22 protein-coding genes are annotated in these 26201 nt (G+C 32.4%); 8 read left to right on the plus strand and 14 right to left on the minus strand.

The window, feature by feature from the left end; all coding sequences use genetic code 11:
- Positions 1-125: 125 nt before the first annotated feature.
- Positions 126-992, plus strand: a complete 867-nt coding sequence (locus tag ACX6CF_RS05230; RefSeq protein ID WP_458784250.1) for an MBL fold metallo-hydrolase — start codon at positions 126-128, stop codon at positions 990-992.
- Between the two features lie 68 nt (positions 993-1060).
- On the opposite strand, the gene ACX6CF_RS05235 is transcribed toward ACX6CF_RS05230, so the two are convergent.
- From ACX6CF_RS05235 to ACX6CF_RS05300, 14 genes are all read right to left on the minus strand, one after another.
- Positions 1061-1618 (minus strand): uracil-DNA glycosylase, encoded by a 558-nt coding sequence (locus ACX6CF_RS05235; protein ID WP_458784251.1) that lies wholly within the window; start codon positions 1616-1618, stop codon positions 1061-1063.
- A 362-nt stretch (positions 1619-1980) separates the two neighbouring features.
- The gene (gene trpA, locus ACX6CF_RS05240; RefSeq protein ID WP_458784252.1) at positions 1981-2691 is read right to left on the minus strand and encodes a tryptophan synthase subunit alpha; all 711 of its coding nucleotides are present in this window, start codon (positions 2689-2691) and stop codon (positions 1981-1983) included.
- Positions 2681-3847: an iron-containing alcohol dehydrogenase gene (locus ACX6CF_RS05245; protein ID WP_458784253.1), complete on the minus strand. Its 1167-nt coding sequence runs from the start codon at positions 3845-3847 to the stop codon at positions 2681-2683. Before ACX6CF_RS05245 ends, trpA begins: the two co-directional genes overlap by 11 nt.
- A 304-nt stretch (positions 3848-4151) precedes the next feature.
- A complete protein-coding gene (locus tag ACX6CF_RS05250) occupies positions 4152-4934 on the minus strand; it encodes a BtpA/SgcQ family protein (RefSeq protein WP_458784254.1) in 783 nt (260 codons plus the stop codon).
- Positions 4935-5021: 87 nt separating this feature from the next.
- Positions 5022-5780, minus strand: a complete 759-nt coding sequence (locus ACX6CF_RS05255) for a nucleoside phosphorylase (protein ID WP_458784255.1) — start codon at positions 5778-5780, stop codon at positions 5022-5024.
- A 39-nt stretch (positions 5781-5819) separates the two neighbouring features.
- Positions 5820-6767 (minus strand): carbohydrate kinase family protein, encoded by a 948-nt coding sequence (locus ACX6CF_RS05260; RefSeq protein ID WP_458784256.1) that lies wholly within the window; start codon positions 6765-6767, stop codon positions 5820-5822.
- Positions 6760-7338 (minus strand): cysteine hydrolase family protein, encoded by a 579-nt coding sequence (locus ACX6CF_RS05265; protein WP_458784257.1) that lies wholly within the window; start codon positions 7336-7338, stop codon positions 6760-6762. Before ACX6CF_RS05265 ends, ACX6CF_RS05260 begins: the two co-directional genes overlap by 8 nt.
- Positions 7331-8239 carry an ABC transporter permease gene (locus ACX6CF_RS05270; protein ID WP_458784258.1) on the minus strand — a complete coding sequence of 303 codons (909 nt, stop codon included), beginning with the start codon at positions 8237-8239 and terminating at the stop codon, positions 7331-7333. The genes ACX6CF_RS05265 and ACX6CF_RS05270 overlap by 8 nt, the downstream gene beginning before the upstream one ends.
- A 1-nt stretch (position 8240) precedes the next feature.
- A complete protein-coding gene (locus ACX6CF_RS05275; RefSeq protein ID WP_458784259.1) occupies positions 8241-9311 on the minus strand; it encodes an ABC transporter permease in 1071 nt (356 codons plus the stop codon).
- Positions 9304-10833, minus strand: a complete 1530-nt coding sequence (locus tag ACX6CF_RS05280; protein WP_458784260.1) for an ABC transporter ATP-binding protein — start codon at positions 10831-10833, stop codon at positions 9304-9306. Before ACX6CF_RS05280 ends, ACX6CF_RS05275 begins: the two co-directional genes overlap by 8 nt.
- A gap of 165 nt (positions 10834-10998) precedes the next feature.
- Positions 10999-12057: a BMP family lipoprotein gene (locus ACX6CF_RS05285; protein ID WP_458784261.1), complete on the minus strand. Its 1059-nt coding sequence runs from the start codon at positions 12055-12057 to the stop codon at positions 10999-11001.
- A 161-nt stretch (positions 12058-12218) separates the two neighbouring features.
- Positions 12219-12953: a GntR family transcriptional regulator gene (locus ACX6CF_RS05290; protein WP_458784262.1), complete on the minus strand. Its 735-nt coding sequence runs from the start codon at positions 12951-12953 to the stop codon at positions 12219-12221.
- Positions 12954-13158: 205 nt separating this feature from the next.
- On the minus strand, positions 13159-13410 hold the full coding sequence (locus ACX6CF_RS05295; protein WP_458784263.1) for a TIGR03905 family TSCPD domain-containing protein: 252 nt from the start codon (positions 13408-13410) through the stop codon (positions 13159-13161).
- 34 nt (positions 13411-13444) lie between these two features.
- Positions 13445-14335, minus strand: a complete 891-nt coding sequence (locus ACX6CF_RS05300) for an AraC family transcriptional regulator (RefSeq protein ID WP_458784264.1) — start codon at positions 14333-14335, stop codon at positions 13445-13447.
- A gap of 136 nt (positions 14336-14471) precedes the next feature.
- Here ACX6CF_RS05300 and ACX6CF_RS05305 point away from each other — a divergent pair, with 136 nt between their 5' ends.
- The 7 genes from ACX6CF_RS05305 (at position 14472) to ACX6CF_RS05335 (ending at position 26162) form a co-directional block, all read left to right on the plus strand.
- Positions 14472-15425: a DUF5107 domain-containing protein gene (locus ACX6CF_RS05305; protein WP_458784265.1), complete on the plus strand. Its 954-nt coding sequence runs from the start codon at positions 14472-14474 to the stop codon at positions 15423-15425.
- Between the two features lie 61 nt (positions 15426-15486).
- Complete coding sequence (locus ACX6CF_RS05310) at positions 15487-18828, plus strand: DUF5107 domain-containing protein (RefSeq protein ID WP_458784266.1); 3342 nt, start codon at positions 15487-15489, stop codon at positions 18826-18828.
- Positions 18829-19175: 347 nt separating this feature from the next.
- Positions 19176-19874, plus strand: a complete 699-nt coding sequence (locus tag ACX6CF_RS05315) for a 5'-methylthioadenosine/adenosylhomocysteine nucleosidase (RefSeq protein ID WP_458784267.1) — start codon at positions 19176-19178, stop codon at positions 19872-19874.
- Positions 19875-19959: 85 nt separating this feature from the next.
- On the plus strand, positions 19960-20706 hold the full coding sequence (locus tag ACX6CF_RS05320; RefSeq protein WP_458784268.1) for a hypothetical protein: 747 nt from the start codon (positions 19960-19962) through the stop codon (positions 20704-20706).
- Positions 20707-20954: 248 nt separating this feature from the next.
- Positions 20955-22013 (plus strand): 2-oxoacid:acceptor oxidoreductase family protein, encoded by a 1059-nt coding sequence (locus ACX6CF_RS05325; protein ID WP_458784269.1) that lies wholly within the window; start codon positions 20955-20957, stop codon positions 22011-22013.
- Between the two features lie 20 nt (positions 22014-22033).
- Positions 22034-24280, plus strand: coding sequence for a thiamine pyrophosphate-dependent enzyme (locus ACX6CF_RS05330; protein WP_458784270.1), 2247 nt, complete (start codon positions 22034-22036; stop codon positions 24278-24280).
- A gap of 241 nt (positions 24281-24521) precedes the next feature.
- Positions 24522-26162 (plus strand): PucR family transcriptional regulator, encoded by a 1641-nt coding sequence (locus ACX6CF_RS05335; RefSeq protein WP_458784271.1) that lies wholly within the window; start codon positions 24522-24524, stop codon positions 26160-26162.
- The last annotated feature ends 39 nt before the right edge of the window (positions 26163-26201 follow it).

Below are 26201 nucleotides of genomic sequence, written 5' to 3' on the forward strand. Positions count from 1 at the left end.
TTGGAGCTTAGCAAAAATAATACTCCAGATGTGATAAAAACTGGTGTAAAACAATTAGAGGATAAATTAAATAAAATATTAGATTAGTGTTTCATAATATTATTACAACATAGGAGGTATCATATATGAAATTTTTAGGTACATCAGCAGCTGATTCAATTCCTAATCTGCATTGCCAATGCGCTCATTGTATGGAAGCTAGGAAAAGACAAGGGAAAGATATTAGGATGAGAGCATCTTTTCTTCTTGATGAAAATAATTTAATAGATATTGGACAAGATATTAATGCTCAATCTCAGAAGTTTAATTTGGAGTTATTTAAATTACGAAATATATTTATAACACATAGCCATGAAGATCATTTTAGTCTAAATGAGTTATTGAATATCTCTCATGCCCATAAAAACGGAGGGGCTAATGGTAGAGATAAATTAAATGTCTATATAAGTAAGCCAGCTTATGGATATATGGAAAAATTATATGCAGCAATGAGGACTAGCCCATTCAAGGGGTCTACAGAGTCTCAGTATGTTAATTTTATCCCTTTAGATTATTTTGAGAATTATGAAGTAGGAGATATGAAAATCTATACATTAAAAGGTAATCATGATGCATATGGTGAAGGAGAAAAGAGTATAAACTATATTTTCACATTAAAAAATGGTGTTAAGGTATTATACGCATCTGATACAGGATATTATCCAGATGAAACATTTGACCATCTAGAAGGCAAAATGGACTATGTAATAATGGAATGTTGTACAACTGATAGTAAGAACAAAGGTAAAAGAGCGGGTTCACATTTGGATATAAAAGGGTATTTAGAAATGCTTGATGAGTTCAAGAAAAGGAATTTCATAGATGAAAATACTAAGATATATGCCACCCATATGAGCCATTCACATGATTTGATGCATCAAGAGCTTCAAGATACTTTTGATGAAAGTAGATATAAAGTTGTAGTTGCATATGATGGATTAGATATTTGTTAGTATAACTGACGAGATAAATTATAGGGACTGTCTTAATGATGACAGTCCCTTTTTGATCTTTGTTTATATTATTTAATTAATTCAGCATATTTTTCTTTGATTTTCTTGAAATCTTCCCAAGCATCTCTTTTTTTGGATGGGTCACGTAATAGAGCAGAAGGGTGATATGTTGCAATTAAATGATAGCCTTTTCTGTCAACCCATGTTCCGTGTTCTCTTGTAATCCTAAAACTTTTATTTATGATACATTGAGCGGATACTCGTCCAAGGCATACAATTATTTTAGGCTGAATAAGTTTAACTTGGTGTCTTAAATATGGTAAGCATGCATTTTTCTCATTTTCAAGGGGATTCCTATTTCTAGGGGGCCTGCATTTTACAATATTGGCTATGTATATTTCTTCTCTAGTTATATCTACTGCTTTTAGGATTTTATCAAAAAGTTGACCTGATTTTCCAACGAAGGGGGTTCCGGTTAAATCCTCTTGCTCACCGGGACCTTCACCAATAAACATTAAATCAGTATTAATATTTCCTTTTCCAAATACCATGTTATGCCTTGTTTTATACAAGTCACATCTCGTACAATTATTGCATGATTTTTCAAGTTCAATCCAATCTAACATTACTTTTTCGCCTCACAATGTTCTTGATGACATATAGTATATCAGATATTTATGAGGTTGAAAATAGATGAGGCATTTAAGTATACTATTTTAAAAAAATATAACAGGTAAGTCAGAAAAAAGTGTTTTGTTCGGACTTGGTTTTTGCAAAAGAGTATATGTATATGTTACGCCAGCAAAATTACTCGTCCTGAGTAAATAGCTGGGTTCGGCGTCCTGCCTCACTACTCCACATATACATATACTCTTTTGCTTTAAGTACCGTGCATGTTATCACAAAACATTTTTTCTTCTGATTAAAATGACTTATGGCTATTTATAGTTTGATTTGAGTAAAGCTTAATTAGGTACTATAGTAGGTTTTAGCTCTTTAAAGATTGAATGTAAGTCATAATATCTTCGTCAGTTTCTTGTTTTAAAAGAGCACTTCCTATGAAGGCTGCGTCAGCTCCTGCTTTTTCAATTCTAATGATATCTTCACGAGTTGAGACACCGACTCCGCAGTAGATAGGATTTTTGATACCTTTTTCTCTTAGGTATTCTACGCATTTATCGAGTGTTTCATAGCCTTCTTTTTCTGTACCGCCTGATTTGGATTGTAGATAAACGAAACCGTTGGAAGCTACTGCGCTAGTAACGTTTTCTTCGGGTAAGTCAAAAGGAACCCAGCAGGATATTTTTATACCTTCGTTAATCAATTGGTTCTTGATATCTTCGTTTTCGAGACCAACCATAATTAAGTCATATGTTTCTAGTTCTTTACAGCGGTTGATGAATTTCTCTACACCAATGGCTTTTATGGTATGTTCATAAGCTAATAGGATTATTGGTGTATCGGGATGTTTTTCTTTTAGAGTTTTGATGCCATCAAAATATTTATCGAAATCATCACAAGCTTCCATGGCTGATTTCATTCTACCGCCGATGAAGTCACTATCTAGATATGCGTTGTCAGTAGGAAAATCGACTTCTAGAAAATCACATCCAGCCTTGGTATAGATATCTGCTCTTTCTATACTTTTTTCTATTGTTGGATAACCAAAAGATAAGTAACCAATTATTTTAACGCTCATTAGTTGTACCTCCATTATATATTTTTGAAATCAATGCTTTCATTTCATTCACATCTGGAACGATTGGGTTAGTTTTAGTACATCCATCTGCAATTGATAATTTTGCAATATCTTCTAATTGGTCATTGAATGATTTATCATCGTTGATAACTTCTTTTAGAGATATCGGTATATCTAATTTATCATTAATTTCTTTTACCGCATCTAATAATGAATCTTTATCGATTTTCTTAGCAAGGTCATTATATCGTTCTTTAGCTTTATCATCTGTCATGTTGAATTCAATGACATAAGGAAGAACTATAGCATCAGCTAAACCGTGAGGAATACCAAATAATCCTCCAACAGTATGAGCAATACTATGTACTATCCCAAGGGATACATTAGTAAATGCCATACCTGCAAGGCATGATGCAACAAGCATATTTTCTCTTGCAGTCAAATCATCACCAGTATTATAAGCGGTTACAAGGTTATCCATTATCATAGCTACTGATTTTTCAGCTAGGACATCAGATATCATATTGGCTCTTGTTGAAGTATAAGCTTCTATTGCATGTGTAAGAGCATCCATACCAGTTGCCGCAGTAAGTTTTGGAGGCATAGAAGCAGTGATATCAGGCTCAAGTATTACTACATCAGGTATCATTTTCATATCACTTGCACCAGATTTTTTATGAGTCTCTGTATTAGTTATAACTACAGAACGACTAACCTCACTTGCAGTACCACTAGTAGTTGGAATAGCTATCATTCTAGCTTTATTTCTAAGTGGAGGCATATTATTGTGCTTAGCTTCAAATTTATCTATGCTATCAATCTCTGGATGCTCATAGATCACCCACATAGCCTTGGCAGCGTCCATAGCAGAACCTCCACCAACACCAACAATCCAATCAGGACCATATTCCAGCATTTTCTTGGCACCTCTATCGATTGTTTCAAAAGATGGATCTGGCTCAACATCATCAATAACTATTGACTCAATACCAGCATCTTTCAAATAACCTTGAATTTTAGCCATATGACCGCTAATAATCAAATAATCACCACTTGTAACAATCACAGCCTTCTTACCATCTATAGTCTTCAAATGTTCAAGAACACCTTGCCCGAACATCAATTGCTCTCCACCTAATTTCATAGGTCTCATCATCTTCAGTCACTCTCCTTATATTAATTAAAATTATTTTTATATTTTTATGAACTAATATTATATATAATAAATTCAAATCTAAAGTAGCCCAGTAGGTAATATATATACAAATAAAGCGATTTTTAAATATAAGTTAGAAAATCTTAGTGAGCGGAAATTAATATTACGTTAAGAACCTTAACTGTTTGACGAAGGAGTTGTTAAGGTTTAGTAATATTAATTGGAGCGAACTTAGCTTTTCTTCTTATATTTAACATGAGCTGTTTTGTATATATATTAACCTACGGAAGCACACACATATATATTACTGCTCTATTTTATTCATTAATTCTCTAACTTTATCAGCATCAATAACTCCATCAGTCTTAAGACTTGATCCAACAATAGCTCCATCAGCAATATTTAACTGATCATCAGCATTATCAGTTGTAACACCACTACCGATGAATACTGGAATTTTCACTTTGCTTTTAACTCTTTTAACTGCATCAAGAGGAGTTTCTCCGCCAGTATGTGAACCGGTTACGATAACTCCATCAGCACCACAAGCACTTGCCCATACAGCAGATTCTTCAAGGGTGATATTTGGGTTTAACATATGAGTATATTTTACCTGTACATCAGCTATTATTCTAACTTCAGTTGCATTAATAGCTTTTCTATATTTTAGAGCTTCTCCACTACAAGCTTCCATCACTCCATTAAAACTGACAACAGTATCTACAAAAACAGGTAAACGGATAAAATCAGCTCTAGCCCCTTTTGCACAAGCAAGAGCACTTTTATAATCACTAAAAGCGGCATCTACACCAATAGGTACATTAGTATGTTCCTTAATAACAGCTGTTAATGCTGCAAGAGCGGCAGTTTGCTCAATAGTAAGTAAATGACTAAAAGGCATATCGCCGTCATTTTCTACCATTATGCCATTGACTCCACCTTCTTCTAGAGCTTTTGCATCTTTTATTGCTAAATCATATACTTTCTCCATATCACCATCAAAATTAGCAGTACCTGGTAAAGCTTTTAGATGTACCATACCAATTATAGGTTTCTTTGTTCCAAATAGTTCTTCACACCAACTCATATTTCATCTTCCTTTCTTATCTAGGAATATCTATTTTATATTTCCTTGATTCTATTACATTGAATGTCTACGTTATAATATAATTATCTATGCTTTTGTCTTATCATATAAAACAATTCCATCAAGTACTACACGTACAAGATCTTCTTCTTCAGCTTTTTGTCTATTACCACCTTTTAAGTAGTTCTTTAGATTTTCAAGAACAGTTGTCATAGTCACAACACATCCTTTGATACCCATAAGACGTGCTAGAGTAAGAATAGTACTGCTTTCCATATCAATTCCGCCAATGTTGAACTTCTTAAGTTCTTGAATATCCTCTACGATAGACATTTCAAGCTTATTGGATAATCTAGATTCCCTCATCTGACTGTAGAAACCGTCATAACTGCATATAATGGAATTATCATAACCAAAGCCATTATCTTCTGCGCTTTTATTCATGTATTGAAGGAGTTCAAAATCAGCTATTGCGGGATAAGATTTGTCAACATATGTTGTTGTTGTTCCATCTTCACGCATAGCACCAACAGGTATAATGAATTTACCTAATAGGTCATCTCTAAGTCCCATTACAGTTCCTAAACGTACGGCAACTTCCATACCACATTCATACATTTCTTCCATTGCAATGGCAGCTGAAGGACCTCCAATACCTGTTGAACTTATTGTTATCTTCACACCATTATAAAAACCTGTATAAGAGTGAAACTCTCTACTTACTGCTATTTCTTTAACATCATCCATAAAGCTTATTATTTTTTCGACTCTTCTTGGGTCGCCAGAAAAAACGACGTATTTGCTGATATCTTTATCTGTTGATTTCAGATATAAAGTCTTTTCCATTTATGCCAATTCCTTTCTATTGTCAATAATCTATAGTTATTAATTGAAATTAAAATCAAAACGTTCTTTTAGTTGCTCTTTTGTAGGCACATTACCTAGGCATCCCATTTCTTCTATTATAAATGAAGCAACGGTAGCTCCGGTTTTTCCACAATCAATATAGGACATATCATTGATTAATCCATATATGAAACCTGATATATATGCATCACCAACACCTGAGGTATCTACAACTTTATCAGTCCTCGCAATTGGGATTGCTTTTTTTAGAATTCTATCATTATGTTTGCATATGATAAGGCTGCCTTTTTCACCTTGTGTAATAACTAAACATTTACACCGACCATTATCAAATAGCTCACAAATATCATTAAGACCAAACAGCTTCTTAATCTCTTCTTTTTCACCTTCATTCATAAAGATTATCGTAGAATAATTAAGTATGTGTTTCAGGATATCCTTTGGGAAGGCATCAAAATCACATTTCATACCAAATATAATTGGTACATCTTCTTTCACACAAGCTTCAGCGAAAGCCATATTGTATTGAAGATTTCCAACTGTAATTACACCGTATTTAGATCTTTTTATAATCTCTTTATCAATGTGAATAGGGTATTTATCAGACATAGCACCTGGATAGAATAGTGTTATATGATTACCCATATTATTTTCTATAAGATAAGAGTTAGAGGTTACATCTTCTTCTATAACTTCTACACCGTCTAAACAGATATGGACATTGTGCAGAAAATCTCTATATCCAGTAGATTCAAAATCATTACCAACACGCATCATCAACATTGATTTTAATGATAACTTAGCACAAGTATAGGCTATGTTCACATTGCATCCACCATAATATATTTTGCTGTTATCAGCATTTTGAATTATAGAAGTTTTTCCGATAGAAATAGAATCACCTGTTTTGATTATTCTGTCTAGGCTTGGATAGCCAACTGCTATAAAGTCTATATCTTTAGTCATTGAATTCACCACCATCTAGCTTCTCATATAGTTTATTCATTGTAATAACGCTACCTAAGTATTTCTCAATATCTGCTAAGTGAACGTTATTGACAACTTCATCATTGGTTGCAACACACTCTTTTATAACAATTGGATTATAGTCTAAATGATATGCTCCTTCTACAGTTGCACGAATACAACAATTGGTTTTTGTACCGCAGATAAGAAGGTTTCTTATATCATGTTCTCTAAGAATAAGATCAAGGTCAGTACCGCAAAAGGAATTATATCTTCTTTTATTAACAATATAATCAGTTTTTTCTTGATACCCAAGTTCAGGCATGATATTTTCACCGCCAGAACCTTCTAGGCAATTAACCCTTCTACCAGAACCTAATTCTTTATCAAATAGATATTTTCTATGATAATGCCTAGCAAAAATAATCAATATATTTTTTTCCCTGCAGTGGTCTATTACCTCTCGAATTCTAGGTAGAATTTCTTGATTCTGAGGATAAAATACTTTTCCATCTGGGTGCGCAAAATCATAAAGCATATCAACTATAAGCAATGCTGCTTTTTTATTCATCTTTTATCCCCCTATCTAAGTTACCAATCATCCTGATAGCACCAACTATTGATAATACAACTACAATAAATATAAAAGGTATCATCTGTACGAAAGTTCCTGGAATATTTAGATTCTGTAATCTAAGTTGAATTGAATCGGCAAAACCAAATAAGAAACTAAATACATAAGTACCAAGAGTGGTACCTCTTCCACAGAATATAGCTGCAAGTGCTATGAATCCACGTCCATTAGTCATATTCTCCACAAACATGGTAAGATTTCCAAGGGATAGATTAACACCAGCTAATGCACAGAGGGCTGCACTTATATAAACAGTAGAGTACTTAATACGATTAACTTTAATTCCAATGGCTTTGGCAGCTTCTTCATTTTCGCCAACAGCTCTGACATAGATTCCATATTTTGTATGATTGAGTACAAAATATACACCTACCGCAATAAGTATACTTGCATAAACCATAGGTGAATGGTCATTGATAATAGGTCCGATAAAAGGTATTTTGTCCAAAAAATCAATATGAACAGGAGTTGTACCTACTATTTTGGGGTCAGAGAAAACACCTCTTCTACCAAAAGCAACTTGTAAGATAAAGGATGTTAAGCCGGCTGCAAAAATATTAACTGCAAGACCTGTAATTATGAAGTTACCTTTCAAAGTAATACCAAATACATTGAAGAGTAATGCAAACAACATGGAAGCGAATATGGCTGCAATTATAGCAATAAAGATATTTCCAGTAGCAAAGCTGGCTAGTACGCCGGCAAAAGCGCCAATAAGCATCATGCCTTCTAATGCAATATTAAGAACATTAGCTTTATGTGTAAATAGTCCTCCAAGTGCAGCTAACACTATAGGTGTTGCCATTCTTAATGATGTGTGTAATATAGCTTCTAACATACTAACCCCTCACTTTCCTTCTAAACATAAGCTTGAGCCTTGACATGAAACTGAATTCTGTATTTAAATAATCTACAGCTAGGAAGAATATAATTAAACCTTGAATTATACTGATAAGTGATCTTGGTACACCAACCATTAGTTCCATAGTACTTCCGCCATTCTTTAGTATTCCAAAAAATAGTGCGGCTATTAATATACCAATTGGATTATTTTTACCAAGTAGTGCGATGGTCATACCGTCCCATCCATACCCAGGTGAGAATCCAGCTATGAATCTATGATGAACACCTAGAACTTCCCCAGCACCAGCAATACCTGCAAGCATTCCACTAACTACCATGATGATGATTGCTTTATTCCTAGTATTCATACCAGTAGCTTCAGAAAAACTTACATTGTGACCGATAGCTTTTATTTCAAAACCGAGTTTTGTATATTTGAATATATAATAGACTATACATACCATGATAAGAGCAATGATGAATGCCCAGTTTAATTGAGATGTTTTCATAAAACGGGGAAGATAAGCACTTTGTTCTATAGGGTATGTAGCGGCATAACCTTCTCCAGAATAGAATACGAAGTTGGTTAAATAATCAGTCAACAATATTGCTACATAGTTCAACATGATAGTAACAACCATTTCATTTACGTTGAATCTGCCTTTTAATACTCCAGGGATAAGAGCAAAGAGTCCACCAACTACAATTGCGGCAAGTATACATAAAAGGACATGAAGTACAGGTGGTAGTCCTTTCAATGTGAAGCCTACATAAGCAGCGGCAAATGCTCCTAGATACATTTGACCTTCAACACCCATATTGAATAGATTCGCTTTGAAAGCAACCGCTATAGCAAGACCTGTTACAATAATAGGAGTAGAACTGAATAGGGTATTGTAAAGAGCGCTTTTACCAACTAAAGCACCTCTAAACATAGCGCCATAAGCTTCTATTGGATTGTGTCCAGAAACAACGATTAAAATAGCTCCTACTAAAAAGGCAAAAATAACAGGTAAGACTAGATAAAAAACTTTCTTTGAAATTTGTCTGTAATTAATTTTAGCCATTATTCTCTACCTCTTTTCTATCTGTTATTCCGGCCATAAGGTATCCTAGTTCTTCTTTTGTTGTCTCTTTAGCATTGACTTCTCCTATAATACTGCCTTTGTACATAACGATTATTCTATCACTAAGACTCATGACCTCTGATAATTCGGATGATACAACTAGTACAGCTTTATTATCATTTCGGATATTGATGAGTTGTTTATGAATAAACTCGATGGAACCTATATCAACTCCACGAGTAGGCTGACTGGCAATAACTAGATCAGGATTCATAGATAATTCTCTTGCAATTATTACTTTTTGTGCATTTCCGCCAGATAGTTGACCAACATTACCATCTTTTGAACCCACACGTATATCAAAATCATTTATCAATTCGTCACGATTATTCCTTATTTTCTTATAGTTATAATGATAAGTAGAACCGAATTTATTAGTATCATGATAACCAGCCATAAGGTTTTCTGATATTTTCATATTTCTACATAGACCATGTTTATATCTATCTTCTGGAATAATACCAATTCCTAATTTTCTAATTTTTTCAGATGGATAATTAGTTATATCTTTATCTTTATATGTTGTTTTTCCATTAGTGCATTTCATAAGACCTGTAAGTACTTTGATTAATTGGGATTGTCCATTGCCTTCAACTCCTGCAACTCCAAGAATCTCTCCTCTTTTGACAGTGAAGCTTACATTATCTAGTAATTTCACCTTCTGTTTATTAGTAACGCTCAGGTTATTGACAGTAAAAAGTTCATCACCAATTTCCGCTTCTGGTTTTTCTACTTGTAGTAGAACATCCCTACCAACCATTAGTTTTGCTAAGTCTTTTTCTGTTACATCTTTTGTTTCGACTCTGTCAATAATTCCGCCTTTTCTTATGACTGTTACACTGTCTGAGCATCTCTTGACTTCTCCTAGCTTATGTGTAATAATGATGATTGTCTTGCCCGCTTCACGGAGTTCATTTAGGCTGATAAGTAGTTCATCAACTTCTTGAGGAGTAAGTACAGCAGTTGGTTCATCAAGTATTAAAATATCCACGTTACGATAAAGCATTTTTAATATTTCGACCCTTTGTTCAGTTCCAATGGGTACGTTCTGAATTTTATCTTTTGGATTAATATTGAAACCATATTTATCAATTAGTTCTTTTACCACTTTGATTTCTTTTTTCTTATTGATGCGTATGCCTTTTGTAAGTTCATCGCCTAATAGAATATTTTCAAAGATTGTAAATGTAGGTACTAATTTGAAATGTTGGTGAACCATACCTATTCCAAGATTAATTGCATCACGAGGATTATTTATTGATACGTGTTTTCCTTTGATATAGATTTCACCCTCAGTGGGTTGTAATAAACCATATAACATATTCATAAGAGTTGATTTTCCAGCACCGTTTTCACCAACAATTGCATGGATTTCACCCTTTTTAACTTGTAGGTTAATATTATTATTAGCTGTAAAATCTCCAAATTTTTTTGTGAGATTTTTAGTTTCTATGATATACAAGGAAATTCACTCCTTTACATAACGAGTTCGTTTATTTATGATGTAAACTTGGATGATTTTAATTTGTTTATATAGGTATTAACTAATCTACAATACATTTCAAGGAGTTTTCCCTTATAAAAGACCTCGAAATGTATTGCGGCAAGGATTAGTTGATATCTTTTTTTATTCTTTTGTTACATCAGTAACTTTGATTTCTCCACTTGCAATTTTTTCTCTTATCTCTTCAAGTTGATCAAGATATTCTGGTTTCAGCATATCTTTTGTATGTTCCATTGGACTTAGTTCTGTTCCTTCTTTTAATCCAAGTTCTAAAAGATTTTCATTACCAATAGTACCATCTTGTAATTTCTCAGCAAGCATTACCATTGCCATATCTAGTCTTTTCATCATACTTGTAAGAATGTTACCAGGAACAATATAATCTTGATCCGAGTCAACACCTACAGCATAAACATTTTTTTCTTTTACTGCTTCAAATACACCTTCGCCAGTTCCACCAGCTATTTGATATACTACATCTGAACCTTGGTCTATCTGTACTAATGCAAGTTCTTTTCCTTTTGCTGGATCACCAAATGAGTTAGAATAACCTTTTAATACTTGGATATCCGGGTCGATATATTTGGCACCTTCCTCATATCCTACAATAAATTTATCAATACCAGGAGATTGCACACCACCTATAGCACTAATAACTTTTTGATCGTTTGTTTTGTCAATGGATTCATCAGTTGTAACCATAGCGGCTAGAGCACCAGCTAAGAAAGAGCCTTCATGTTCTTTGAAAATTACAGAAGTAACATTAGGTTGGTCTACTACTATATTGAATATTGCGAATCTTGTATCTGGAAATTGAGGAGCTACGGTGTTAAGAATATCAGCATGTCCATATTCAAGTGTACAAACTAGATCGTAACCTGCTTTTGCAAGTTCAGTTAAGTATTTTTCACCTTCTGAAACATCAGCTGGTTCAACAACTTTAATTTCCATTTCTAAGTCTTTTTCAATCTTTTTAAGTCCTTCATATGCAGAGTCATTATAAGAACGATCTCCTAGTCCACCAGCACTTGTTACCATAGCAACTTTAAAAGTTTTGTCTTTTGATGTATCTTTATTATCAGTGTCGGTATTATTATTGTTGTTGTCGTCACCAGTTTTTGTACATCCCACTAATAATAGAGTTAAACATAACATAATTGCAAATACCTTTTTTAAGTTCATTTTCTTCCTCCTTTTAGTAATTAAAATAAGTTTTAATTAGTTTTGACATATATGATAACTTCCATTCTACTTTTTGAAAAAATCTTTCGTACCAAAGGGATGGGCAAAACAATTATTGAATTTTGGTACGAAAGTTATTAGTAAAATTGGAAAGTATCCACTTATTCAACAAAATCCATATAGAACTTTGATCTATCTGAGCGGTAATAAGTTTTAAAATATTCTACTAATATTTTGCCACTATTATGCTTTCCATATACCCAACCGTTAAATTTTAATAAAGGCAGGTTAAGACTTATATCTAATGCTTTTGCAATTTCTTCAGAAGGTAATACAGCTTCTATTGTTCGATTAGTTCCGATTATGTCTATTTTATAAACCTTTGAAAGAGTTTTATAAATTGAGTTATTATTAAAATTAAAGTTTTCGATTGAGGGTACATATTTGTAGGGTATATATGATTTTGTGTAATTGATAGGAGTACCTTCAATTAAATTAACTCTTTCTGTATAGAATACTTTATCCTTATTATCTAGATTCATATGATGAATTATTCTTTTGCTTGGAGTATATACATCATATTTTATAACCTTGGATACAGGGTCGAAGCCTTTGCTTCTTAACATTTCAGTACAGCTAGTTAATTTTAATAATCCTTGTGAGAATTTTTTACCTTTTACATATGTGCCTTTACCATGAATCTTGTACAAGTAACCTTCGTTAACTAATACGTCTATTGCTTTTCTAACTGTAGTGCGACTGATATCATATTTTTCCATCATGTCACGTTCTGAAGGTATTAGTTCATCTGCGGTTACTTCTTCGTCTTCAATCATCTGTACTATTTCTTGTTTTAATTTATAATACAGAGGTATTGGCGTATCGATACTATTCATATTATTCCTCCTTAGGTGGTGTTAACGTGATGTCATCTCGTCACTACCAGTTAAAAAGAGTGTAACATATTTTTTTGCATAATTCAAGGCGTTTTGTGCATAAAGTATAATTTTTTTGTTTTTGATGTGGAAAACATGTGAAATATGAAGGGCTCAAAATGAAAAGCTATCCAAAAGTTATGGATAGCTTCTAATATTATGTTGATTAAGCGTTATTTTGTTTGTACTCTTTTAATGCTTGTGCTAACTGGTCTGGACATGATGTGGATTTGGAACCACAAGGAAGTCCTTCCAAACGCTCTATAACTTCTTCAACTTCCATTCCTTCAATTAAAGTACTAATACCTAATGTGTTACCAGCACAGCCTCGAGTGAATTTTACATTTCTTACTTTATTTTCTTTAATATCAAATGTTATTTTTGTAGAGCATGTTCCTGATGTGAAATATTCGTACATATGTATCTATCCTTTCTAAGTTGTTAGTAATAAGTTAACCTTTTTTAATGTTACGATAGTTATTAGGAGATAGAGAAATAGTATTCTTGAAAACTCTAGAAAAATAATATGGATCTTTGTATCCTAATATTTTAGATATTTCCTTTATACTTTTATTGGTTGTATCCAATAGTTGGCAGGCTTTCTGCATTTTCAGGTGAATGAAATAATCAATAGGAGAATAACCGGTACTTTCTTTGAAAACATGTATTAGATAGTTTTTACTAAGAAATAGATGGTTACTAAGATCATCCAGGGTTATCTTTTTATCAATATTTTCATTCATATACTCAATACATTGATTGATGAAACCACTATCCCCACAGTTATTTCCATAATTATTCTTTCCATCATGAATAATACTTGTGAGAAATACACCAAGCAGTTTATTTATATGAATCATGTTATTAATTGAATATCCTTTTTCATGAAGATAATATATCTGTTCAAACTGTTTTATCAGGTTACTGTGTTTTAATGGAGATAAAGAAATCAGGGGTTCATTTTCTTTCATGATATAGTTATAATATTCATTGCTCAAATCACCATTAAAATGTATCCAATATATACTCCATGGGTCACATTCATCAGCATAATATATATGGCTTCTATTAGCTTCTATTATAGTAAGCTGATTTTTTTCTAGAGTAAAGTCCATTGTATCAAATAATATTTTTCCCTTTCCATAAACACAAAAAAGTAAGATATATTGATTAGAACCTTCCTTTCTTTCTCTATAATGATGTCTAGCTTCTGGAAAATAGCCAATATCTGTTATATATAAAGGTCTTATTAATGGGTGAATAGTAACTTTTTCCAGAATTGGCTTAGGAATCACAATGAGCTTTTCACTCTTGAATCCTTGTTCTATCTTGATTCTATTCATGTAGATAGTATACATTAATAAAATTAATTTCGCAATAAAAAAGTAATATAATCCATCTTTAGATTGATATATGATATTTCTAATATGATGGATTCTTATTACAATACTAGTATAGAGTGTAAGGGCAGGTGATTGGTTGAAAGATGAGATAGAGATATATGAGAGCATTTACAAAAATCAAAAGAGTGTTCATATTAGTAACAGATTTATAAGCTGTACTATATTACCCGAATTAGGAGGGAAGATAGCCTCTTTTTATCATAAGGATAAAAAATTTGAATTGTTATTTCAGAATAAGAGCGATAAATATTTGAATCCTGATATGTATGATGATTTTTCATTATATGATGCCTCAGGCTTTGATGATTGTTTTCCCAGTGTGGAAGAAGGCTTTGGAGATTTTGGTTCAGAAAAAATAAAGTATCCTGACCATGGGGAAATATGGAGCAGTAACATGGACTATAAGATAAGTGGTAATGAGATTAAGCTGAATTATGTCAGCCAGCTTTTGCCATATACTTATGAAAAATCTATTAGAATTGATAAAAACTCCATATTGATTGATTACAGTATCAAAAATATTGGTTCAAAAGTGATTGATTGTTTTTATACAATGCATTGCTTGATACATTGTGAAGAAGATATGATATTAAAATTCCCTGTAGATACAAGAAAAGTTATAAATGTAATAGATAGCAATTACTTAGGGAAAAAAGGTGAGATACATACATTTCCTGTGACAAAAAGGGATACAGGTGAGAGTTATTCACTGGATCATGTTAAATCGCCTGATAGTAATAGATATGAAAAGTATTATGTTGTAGATAAGATAAAAGATGGTATTTGCGGTGCATATTATCCCAGCAAAGGTATTGAATTTATCACGAAGTATGATGTAGCGAAACTACCTTATCTAGGATTTTGGGTTACAGAAGGTGGCTACAGAGGTGATTATAACTGTGCATTAGAACCTTCTAATGGTTTTTATGACAGTATGAAAAATGTATATGAGAAAAATAAATTCTTGAAATTAGAACCAAATACTAGTTTTGATTTTCGTATAGAGCTCAGTTTGAAAGTTGATTCATAATTAGTAACATTGAAACTTAATTATTATAAAAATAAATTACTATATAAGGAAGGTGTTTTTTATGAAAAATATAATGGATGCTAAGATTTGGGTAGATAGTATTGAATTACCTACATATCCAGTAGGTAAACCCAATAAAAACCCACTGTTTTTAGAAAAAAGAGTTTATCAAGGTAGTTCAGGTAAAATATATCCTTTGGCTTTTACTGATGAGCTAATTGATGAGAAGGTCATGAAAACTTATGAGGTGGTATACTTAGAGAATGAGTATATAAAAGTTATGATCATGCCTGAGATGGGTGGGAAGATATACAGGGCATATGATAAGACTAATAATTATGATTTCGTCTATTATAATCATGTGGTTAAGCCTGCTTTGGTAGGATTAGCTGGACCTTGGGTCTCGGGTGGTATTGAATTCAACTGGCCCCAACATCACAGACCTAGTACTTTTTCTCCAATAGAGTATACGATAGAAGAAAACGAAGATGGTAGTAAAACATGTTGGGTTAGTGAGATAGACCGTATGTATGGAACTAAAGGGATGGCTGGTTTTACAGTATATAAAGACAAAGCTTTCATTGAAGTTAGAGGACAATTATATAATAGAACAGAAGTGCCTCAGACTTTTTTATGGTGGGCTAATCCAGCGGTAGAAGTCAATGATTATACAAAATCAATATTTCCTCCAGACGTTCATGCTGTTTTTGATCATGGTAAAAGAGATGTTTCTAGATTTCCAATAGCAACAGGAATCTATTATAAGATGGATTATTCAGAAGGAGTAGATATTTCCAGGTATAAGAATCTTCAAGTTCCTACTTCCTATATGGCTTATCATTCTGATTATAATTTTGTAGGGGGCTATGATTTTTCAGTTGAAGCAGGAATACTTCATATAGCTGACCATCATATCTCACCAGGTAAAAAACAATGGACTTGGGGTAATGGAGACTTCGGTCAGGCATGGGACAGAAATCTGACAGATGAAGATGGACCATATATTGAATTGATGACTGGTATCTATACTGATAATCAACCAGATTTTACATGGTTAGCACCAAAAGAAGAGAAAACTTTCAAACAGTATTTTATGCCTTACAAAAAAGTTGGGGAAGTGAAGAATGCTACCACTGATGCTGTTTTGAACCTAGAGGTAGAAAATAATATAGCAAAAGTTATTTTATATACAACAAGTGCTTTTGAAGAGTTGACTATGAGCTTATATCTTGATGATGGATTAATATATCAGCAACTAATAGAAGAGATATCTCCTGTTGCTGCCATAGAGAAAAATATTGAATTGCAGGATGAAGTTGAAGAACACAGATTAACAGTGGTCGTAAGTAGGAAAAACGGACAGGAGTTAATTAGTTATAGACCAGCTAAACCTGAAATACTTCAGACTCCAGACCCTGCAAAACCTGCATTGGAACCAAAAGATATCAAGACTTGTGAGGAACTTTTTTTAACAGGTCTCCATATAGAGCAGTATCGCCACGCTACATATCAACCAGAGGATTATTATATTGAGGCTCTTAAGAGAGATGAAGGAGATATCAGGAATAATAATGCATATGGTCTGCTTATGTACAGGAGAGGAAATTTTACTGACAGTGAGAAATATTTTAGGAGAGCTATAAAAAGTGTAACCGCCAAGAATCCAAACCCATATGATAGTGAACCATATTATAATCTAGGATTAACATTAAAAAAACAAGGCAGATATAGTGAAGCTTATGATGCATTCTATAAAAGTGTATGGAATAGTGCTTGGCAAGACTGCGGTTACTATGAAATTGCTTGTATAAATTGCATTAATCAAGAATGGGAGTTAGGACTAGAGCATATAGATAAATCTATTGTAAGAAATTATCATAATACTAAAGCATGTAATCTAAAATCTTCTATCCTAAGAATTATGGGACGTAATGAATCTAGCATAAAACTGGCATTAGAGACTATAGATATTGATCCTATAGATTTTGGAGCAGTTTATGAATTATATAAGAATTATGCCATACTTGATGAAAAAGAACTTAGAGATGAATATTATAAAAAAATCGTTAAATTATTAAGAGGTTATTATCATAATTATCTAGAACTTGCTATTGATTATGGTATTGGAGGATTGTATGAGGATGCCATAGATATATTATCCTTATATAATGAAAAGGAAGATAGTTATCCATTGATAGATTATTATATGGGATATTATTATATGAGACTTGATAATATGGATAAAGCTGTAGAAGCTTATAAAAAAGCTGCAAATATTAAACCGGATTATTGTTTTCCTAACAGGTTGGATTCTATTCTAGTGTTAGAGGAAGCCATGAGAATTAATGATAAAGATGCTAAAGCACCTTATTATTTAGCTAACCTATTATATGATAAGAAACAGTATGAAAAGGCAATTAAGCTATGGAAAGAAAGTTTTGAAAAAGATAGCTCCTTTGCCATAGCTAGCAGGAACTTGGCATTAGCTTATGTGAATAAAAATAATGATATGGATAAAGGTGTTTTTTATCTAGAAAAAGCTTTTGACTTAGATCAAACTGATGCTAGAGTACTTTTTGAGCTTGACCAATTGTATAAAAAGTTGCAAAAACCTTATAAAGAGAGATTATCATTCCTTGAAAAGCATAGAGAAATTGTTGAAACGAGAGATGATCTATTTATTGAATATGTTACCTTATATAATAATATAGGTGATTATAATAAGGCATTGAAACTTATAGCTGATAGAAAGTTCCATCCTTGGGAAGGTGGAGAAGGAAAAGTAACTACACAATATAAACGTTGTCGTATTGAATTGGCTAAGGAAGCTATACTTGATGCTAAGGCAGAACCAGCTATCAAATTATTACAAGAGTGTACAGTTTATCCTCATAATCTTGGTGAAGGAAAACTCCCAGCGGCAGCAGAAAATGATATATACTATTTTATGGGTCTAGCTTATGAACAAATAGGAGAAGAGAGCAAAGCTAAAGATTGTTATGATAAAGCTTCTTATGGAATAGATGAACCTACTGATGCTATGTATTATAATGACCAGCCTGCTGATATGATGTTCTATCAAGGGTTAGCTCTAGCTAAGTTAAATAGAATTAGTGAAGCTAAAGGTATGTTTAATAAGTTATTCGATTATGGAGAAAACCATATCTATAATAATAAAAAGATTGACTATTTTGCTGTTTCTTTACCAGATTTTCTAGTATTTGAAGATGACTTGAATCTTAAGAACAGGATTCATTGTCTGTATCTAATGGGACTTGGAGAATTAGGAATAGGTAAAATCAGTAGTGGATTAAAATATTTACAAGAAGCGTACTTACTTGATGTGAATCACCAAGGAATTATTGTTCATAGAAAGTTGGATAAGAAATTTATTGTAATGTAGAGTATTGTATAGATGATCTCTTAATTATATAGAAGTAAACCCAAATTTAATAAAGTACTATTTGAAAAATTAGTGTTCACAAATTATTTGTACTATGAGATAATTATAAGTGTGAACACTTTTTTCTTTAAATCTTTTATTGGATATATTGAACTTAAACATCTTTACACTCATTTCAATAAGTTCAATATATTTTCCTTGATTTTATAAGTTGGATAGATCTAAATAATTGCTGGCTCTATAGCAATTATTTAATTCAACTTATATATATTGTTTTATTATAAATTACTAGAAGAATAAATAAAGGGTTTAGAAATATAAATAATTTTATTAGTAGGAGGAAGATTATGAGCGTAGTAGGAATTATAGGTGCTATGGAAGAAGAGGTAGCAGCCTTAAAAGAAAAAATGATAATCAATGATGTTAAGCAGTGTGCAAGTTTGGAATTTTACATAGGTAAGATGTATGACAAAGAAATAGTTGTAGTCAGATGTGGAATTGGAAAAGTGAATGCGGCGGTATGTACTCAGATAATTATTGATAAATTTAATGTAGATATGATTATCAATACAGGTGTAGCTGGTGCTGTTAGTAATGAATTGAATATAGCAGATATTGTTATTTCAAGTGATGCGCTTCAACATGATATGGATGCAACTGGATTTGGTTATAAGCTTGGTGAAATACCAAGAATGGATGTAAGTTGTTTTAAAGCGGATGAAAAGTTGATTGAACTGGCAACTCTAGCAAGTAAGAATAAAATTACTGACCATAATGTTTTTGTTCAAAGAATTGTTAGTGGAGATCAATTTGTTTCGGATATGAAAGTGAAAGAAAGATTATTAGAGGATTTTCAGGGATTTTGTACGGAGATGGAAGGGGCATCCATAGCACATGTTTGCCATCTTAATAAAATACCTTTTGTTGTTATAAGATCTATTTCAGACAAAGCAGATAATTCAGCTGAAACTAATTTTGCAGAATTCACTAAAATTGCTGCTGATAATTCTACTAAAATAATTGAAGGAATGATTGAAATATTATAAATTGTAAATAATTTCCAAATAACCCTTCCAATAATTTAATTATTGATGTATAATTAATTGTAAATAATTGGAAGGGGAGTTTGTTATGTTTGATACAATTAATTTAATAGTATGCTCAATATTATTTTTTATTTTTATTATAGGTGTATTTAGCTGTTTATCAGCTAATAATAAATATAATGGAATTCTAAAAACTATTGACGGAAAGTTTATGGACAAGGATGTCATGTCCATTGAACATAAATATAGACATAGGGTTGTTTCGGAATCTAAGCCATTGAACACAAAAATCTTTATTGAAAAGAATCTATACGAGATTAAAATAAATAAGATACCAATATGTATATTAGAAGATCTTGCAATCAATACACTTTATTTTACAATACTCATAGGTCTTACATTTACTTTTCTTGAAATCGCATTGCTAAATAAAATTAATATAGATAATTTACCAAATGTTTTGATATGTGGTATAGTAGGATTAGTACTTGGATTGGTATTACTTGGAGTTAGAATGATATGTAGATTGGAAGATAAAAAAGAAATTGCTGCAATTTATCTGTGTAACCATCTGGATAATGAGTTGGAAATCGTTATGAATGGGGTTAAGATTGCTAATGAAGGTTATGGTGAAAGTAAAGAAAATAAAAATATTTATAAGAAGGGCAAAAAAGGTATATACGATATCTCAAACTATCCTAGGGTTAGTAGGAACAGGGATGAAGATTTATCAAACAGTACAGAAATACCAAAAGGAACCAAACCAAAAAGAAAAAGTTCTTTATTAGATGAAAATGTTTTGGAGGATGTCATTAAAGAAATAATGTCTTAGGAATAATAAAAATCATTATATCACTTACACTGATTAGGTTTGATCAGTAAGTGATAGGATGATTTTTTTTATTTTATAAATGGTATATTCCGCTATATTTTTACTTATACTGAAAGTGGTATGTATAAGTAGATAAAACATAATTTTGAATAATAAGTACTTGATAATAATAATTATTATGTTATAATGATTGTCAAAGGATATATTTAGTAATTTTAATTACTAACACATAAAAAGGAGGAAAGAAGATGAGTGTAAATCTACCTGTTACAAATGAACATGGTTTTTATGAGATTAGACTTGAAAGTATTGGAGGACTGGGAGCTAACCTTATCGGTAAAATTCTAGGTGAATTAGGGGCTTTGTATCTTGATCTTAATAGTTCTAATTTCGCAAGTTATGGTTCTGAAAAAAAAGGAACACCAGTTAAATCATTTATAAGATATTGTGATCCTAATAGAGAAATAAGAATTAATAGTCCAATCGAGAAGCCTCATGTATTAGGAATATTCCATGATAAATTAGCAGGAAAAATCCCGGTAATGGCAGGTGTTGATGAGAATACTATGGTTGTCATTAATACTAATGATGATCCTAATGTTGTAAGAGATATTCTTAAAATGCATGCAGGAACTCTAATATGTGTAGATGCTCTTAAAATAGCGTTGGAAGAACATACAAGAATCAATATGGTTATGTTAGGCGTAATAGCTAAAGCAACAGGTTTCATATCATTGGATTCTTTGGAACAAGTGGTAAGGGAAACCATAGGTAAGAAGTATCCAGCGGCATTAGAAGGTAATCTTGCCGGAGTTAGAAGAGGTTATGAAGTAGATACAGTCAACAAATATGATGATGACGGGAAATATCCATATAAGGAATATGAGGAAGTCAAAAGAGATTGGGGATACGCTAATGCACCTATAGGTGGTGTTAATACTATACCTGGAAGTACAGTAACTAATGATGTATCTGCAAGTAGACAAGGTTATGTGCCTATTTTTCATGAAGAGAAATGTATACATTGTGGTCTGTGTGATACTACATGTCCAGACATGGTATTCCAATTTGTTCAAGGTGAATACAAAGGTAAACCAGCCATGGTTAATAAAGGATTAGATTATCATCATTGTAAAGGATGCCTTAGATGTGTAGAAATATGTCCAACAGCAGCATTAACAGCCGAGTTAGAAAGAGATGTAGATATACGTAAATTGCATGTAAGAAATAAAAGTCTAATTGTGGATTCTTTGGAATTTGAACATACTGGTGCTAATTCTATTGTTAATACTGAAAGCGGAAATTAGAAAGTAGAGGAGGATTAAAAATGGTAGAACAAAAGATTGTTTTTGATAGTGGGAATGAGCTGGCGGCTTATGCTGCTAAACAGATAAATTATCATGTAATGGGTTATTATCCAATTACTCCATCAACTAAGATAGCAGAACATCTTGACTTATTAAAAGCTGAAGGTGAGCACGATGTAATGATGATACCAGGTGATGGAGAGCACGGAGCAGCTGGTATTTGTTATGGAGCTGCAGCCGGTGGCGGACGTGTTTTTAATGCTACATCAGCTAATGGTTTACTATATGCTTTAGAGCAATTGCCTGTACAGTCGGGTACAAGATTGCCAATGGTACTTAATGTAGTATGTCGTACAGTGTCTGGTCCTTTATCTATAAAAGGCGATCATAGTGATATTATGTATACTCTAAATGCAGGTTGGGTCATTCTCTTTGCAAAAGATCCTCAGAGAGTTTATGATATGAATATATGTGCCCTTAAAATTGCCGAAAAAGTTAAATTACCTGTAATAGTTGCATTTGATGGATTTTTTACTAGTCATCAAAAGAGAAGAGCTAAAGTTTTTGCGAGTGACCAAGATGTACAAAATTTTATAGGAAAATATGAGCCTGAGTATCATCTATTAGACCCCGATAAACCTGTTACTATGGGATCTTATATGAATGAACCTGACCTTATAAATAATAAATTTCAATTACACGAAGCTATGAATGAAGCAAGAGGAGCAGTCAAGGATGTTCTAAAAGAGTATGGTGAGTTATCAGGTAGAACTTATAATGTAGTTGAAGGTTATAAAATGGAAGATGCAGATGCTGCTCTATTCATAATAGGTTCAAGTTATGATACAGCCATTCTAGCAGTTGATGAGTTAAGAAAAGAAGGTAAAAAAGTTGGTGTATTTGCAGTTAATGCTCTTAGACCTTGGTATAGAGATGAAATATATGAAATGGTTAAGGACACAAAAGCTATAATTGTTGCTGATAGGCAAGATAGTTATGGTGCCAATGGTGGTAATCTTTCTATTGAATTAAAAGCTACTTTACAAGATCATAAATCAAATATTGAAGTAGCAACTCTTGTTTATGGACTTAGTGGAAAAGACTTCTATATAGAAGATGCCATAGAAATGCTAAACAGAGCACTTGACATAGCAAAAAGTCAAAAAGTAGAAAAAAGATTTGATTATTATGGTAACTATAAAGGTGATGAAAGTTATAAACCCAAACAGTTATTTAAACCTATAACTAAAGAAGAAGCTTCTCCTGGCGTAGTTACTGTAACTAAAGATGAAGAAACAGGTAGATTCATTGCAAAAGGTGGTATTCCTAAAAACGCTACTAAGATGCCTAAGAGATGGGGACCAGGTTCAGGAGCCTGTCCAGGCTGTGGTATTCCAGTTAATGTCAATCTATTATTAAAAGGTATTGAAGGAAATGTAGTGTTATTGTTTCAAACAGGATGTGGTATGGTTGTAACAACTCCTTATCCTCAAACAGCGTTCAAAGTAAGCTATATCCATAATCTATTCCAAAATGGTGGGGCTACTTTATCAGGTGTTGTTGAGATGTTCCATGAGAAACAAAAAAGAGGAGAAATACCTGCAGATGAAGATTTTACATTTATTATGATTAGTGGAGACGGTGGTCTTGATATAGGTATGGGAGCAGCTCTAGGGGCAGCCCTTAGAAATCATAAAATGATAATAATGGAATATGATAATGGTGGATATATGAATACAGGATATCAATTGTCATACTCTTCTCCAAGAGGGGCTAAGACTTCAACTTCTCATGTTGGTCCAGCTCAAGCAGGAAAAGCTAACTATAATAAAGACACTCCTATGATATTTGCAGCTACTAACATTCCTTATGTTGCAACAGTTGCTGAATTCATGCCAACAGATTTTATCAGGAAAGCAGCTAAGGCACAAAAATATGCTTCAGAATATGGATTAGCTTTTATAAAAACATTATCTGCATGTCCTCTTAATTGGGGGGATGAACCAAGATATGAGAGAAGTGTAATTGAAGCAGGAGTTAATAGTTGCTATCATCCTCTTTATGAAATTGAAAATGGTATTACAACAATAACTTATAATCCAGAGACTAAGAATAAAAAGATTCCAATGGCAGATTTCTTCAAGATGATGGGAAGAACGAAACACCTACTAAAACCTAAGTATGAAGGATTGCTTGGTGATATTCAGCAGGAAGTTGATAGAAGATGGGATAGGTTGAAGGCTAAAAATGATAGCCCGTTATTATAAGTAGATATATTATTTTAAATTAGAAAGTTGATTTCTGTAAATTGCAGGAATCAACTTTTTATAAACCAAAGTTACGAAAATTTGTAAGCTAATTTGTTATTTTAGGGTTATTAATATATAATAAAATATTAAAGTAGGTATTATTTTTATATGATGAAAATAAACTGGGAAACGTTAAAAATGAACTTGTGCTAATTGGATAAAAATATTTATGTTGATATTATATTAAGGAGAAATAAAAATGAGTTTAACCATAGCGAATTTATTAAAATTACCTTCACTAAGTAATGCCGAAGTTGTTGCTGGTAAGGTAGGGTTATATAAAAATGTAGATTCCATTTCTGTTTTAGAATATCCTGATCCAATAGCTCTGCAGGATGAATTGTTTGGAAATAATGAATTCTATGGAAGTGAAATAGTCATTACAGGTTTTGTTTATATTAAAGATGATGTTGAGGCACAGTGTAAAGTTATAAGACGTCTTCACGAAATGGGCGAAGTAGGTTTAATACTTTTTTATGTAGGAATTTTTCTTCCACGCATTGACCAAAAAGTAATAGACCTTGCTGATGAACTAGAATTTTCAATAATTTGTATGCCGAAAAATAGGATGGACCTAAGGTATAGTGAAGTTATATATGAAGTGGTAGAAGCCATATTAAAAGAAAAAACAGTAGATATCCATCTAGTCAGTGAAATGCTAGAGCGAATTTCTCTATTGCCAGTTCATCAACGCAGTATGGATACGGTCCTTAGGATGCTAAGTGACAGAATGACTTGTTCCCTTTATTTGACGGATTTTGATTTTGTCAGCATGAACATGGCAAATTGGCCTAGCATCAGTAATGTAAAGCTCACTGATATAGGAGAATATTATGGTAATGATTATACTAGGATACCTAAAGAGCCTGTTTCTGTATTTATTAATCGTGATATCTGTATCTGTAGTCATAGTATAAAAAGCGAAAAAACATCATGCTTATACTTAATCATCGTAAAAGAAGATGGTAAATTATCAGAGGAAATATGTAGGCAAGCTGCTGAAGTTGTTCAGCTGTTTATTAATATATGGAGTCAGGGACATGGAAATATTGGAACAGAAGAATTGATAAGGGCTATTTTGAATGATGAACCTATGAAAATGAGAAGACTTGCTGAAATATTTAATATTGATGTTAGAGCCATACAGCATCTTCTTATAGTTAAACAGGATAAGTTAATAGCTGATAGTGGTCACATTAAGAAGATAAATCAACATCTCAAGGAAAAGACAAAGACAGTAATTGAAAAATTCTTTCATGTGAGTTTGGTTGGTAATTATGATGACTGTTTCGTTATATTTTTGGGCAAAGAAAAGGTTAAGAATTCATGTGAAATGATAACAGAATGTCTTTTATACGAATTAGAAGATTTTGAAGAGAGAATCATTCTAGTAAGTAATTTTGCACTAGAAAATACTAGGGAAGTACGAAGTGCTTACATAATGTGCAGCAATTATTTGCAACAGGCAAGATGTATATATCCCAATAAGTGCTCAATTACTCTACAAGAATTACGATTTGCAAAAAAATGTCAGGATATAATAACAAAGGGAGAAGATAGTATAAAAGATACCTTGCATTTGTTGTCGCCTATTGAAAAAAGTGGGAAAGAACAAAAGAAGGAATTATATACTACGTTGGAAATTTTTATGTTGGATTCTGGATTAAATGTATCCAAAACGGCGGAAAAATTATTTTTGCATAAAAATACTATAAAATATAGGATAAAAAAATTAAATGAAAAGTTTAATTTTAACATAGATAAAATGCCAGAGTCTTACGGCTTATATAAAGCAATTGCTCTTAGAAGGCTATTGAAAAACAAATCAAAACTTTCTTAGCAATGGAATTGAGAAAAGAGAATCCTTATAGTTGGTTAT

This window comes from Vallitalea sediminicola, assembly GCF_054408565.1.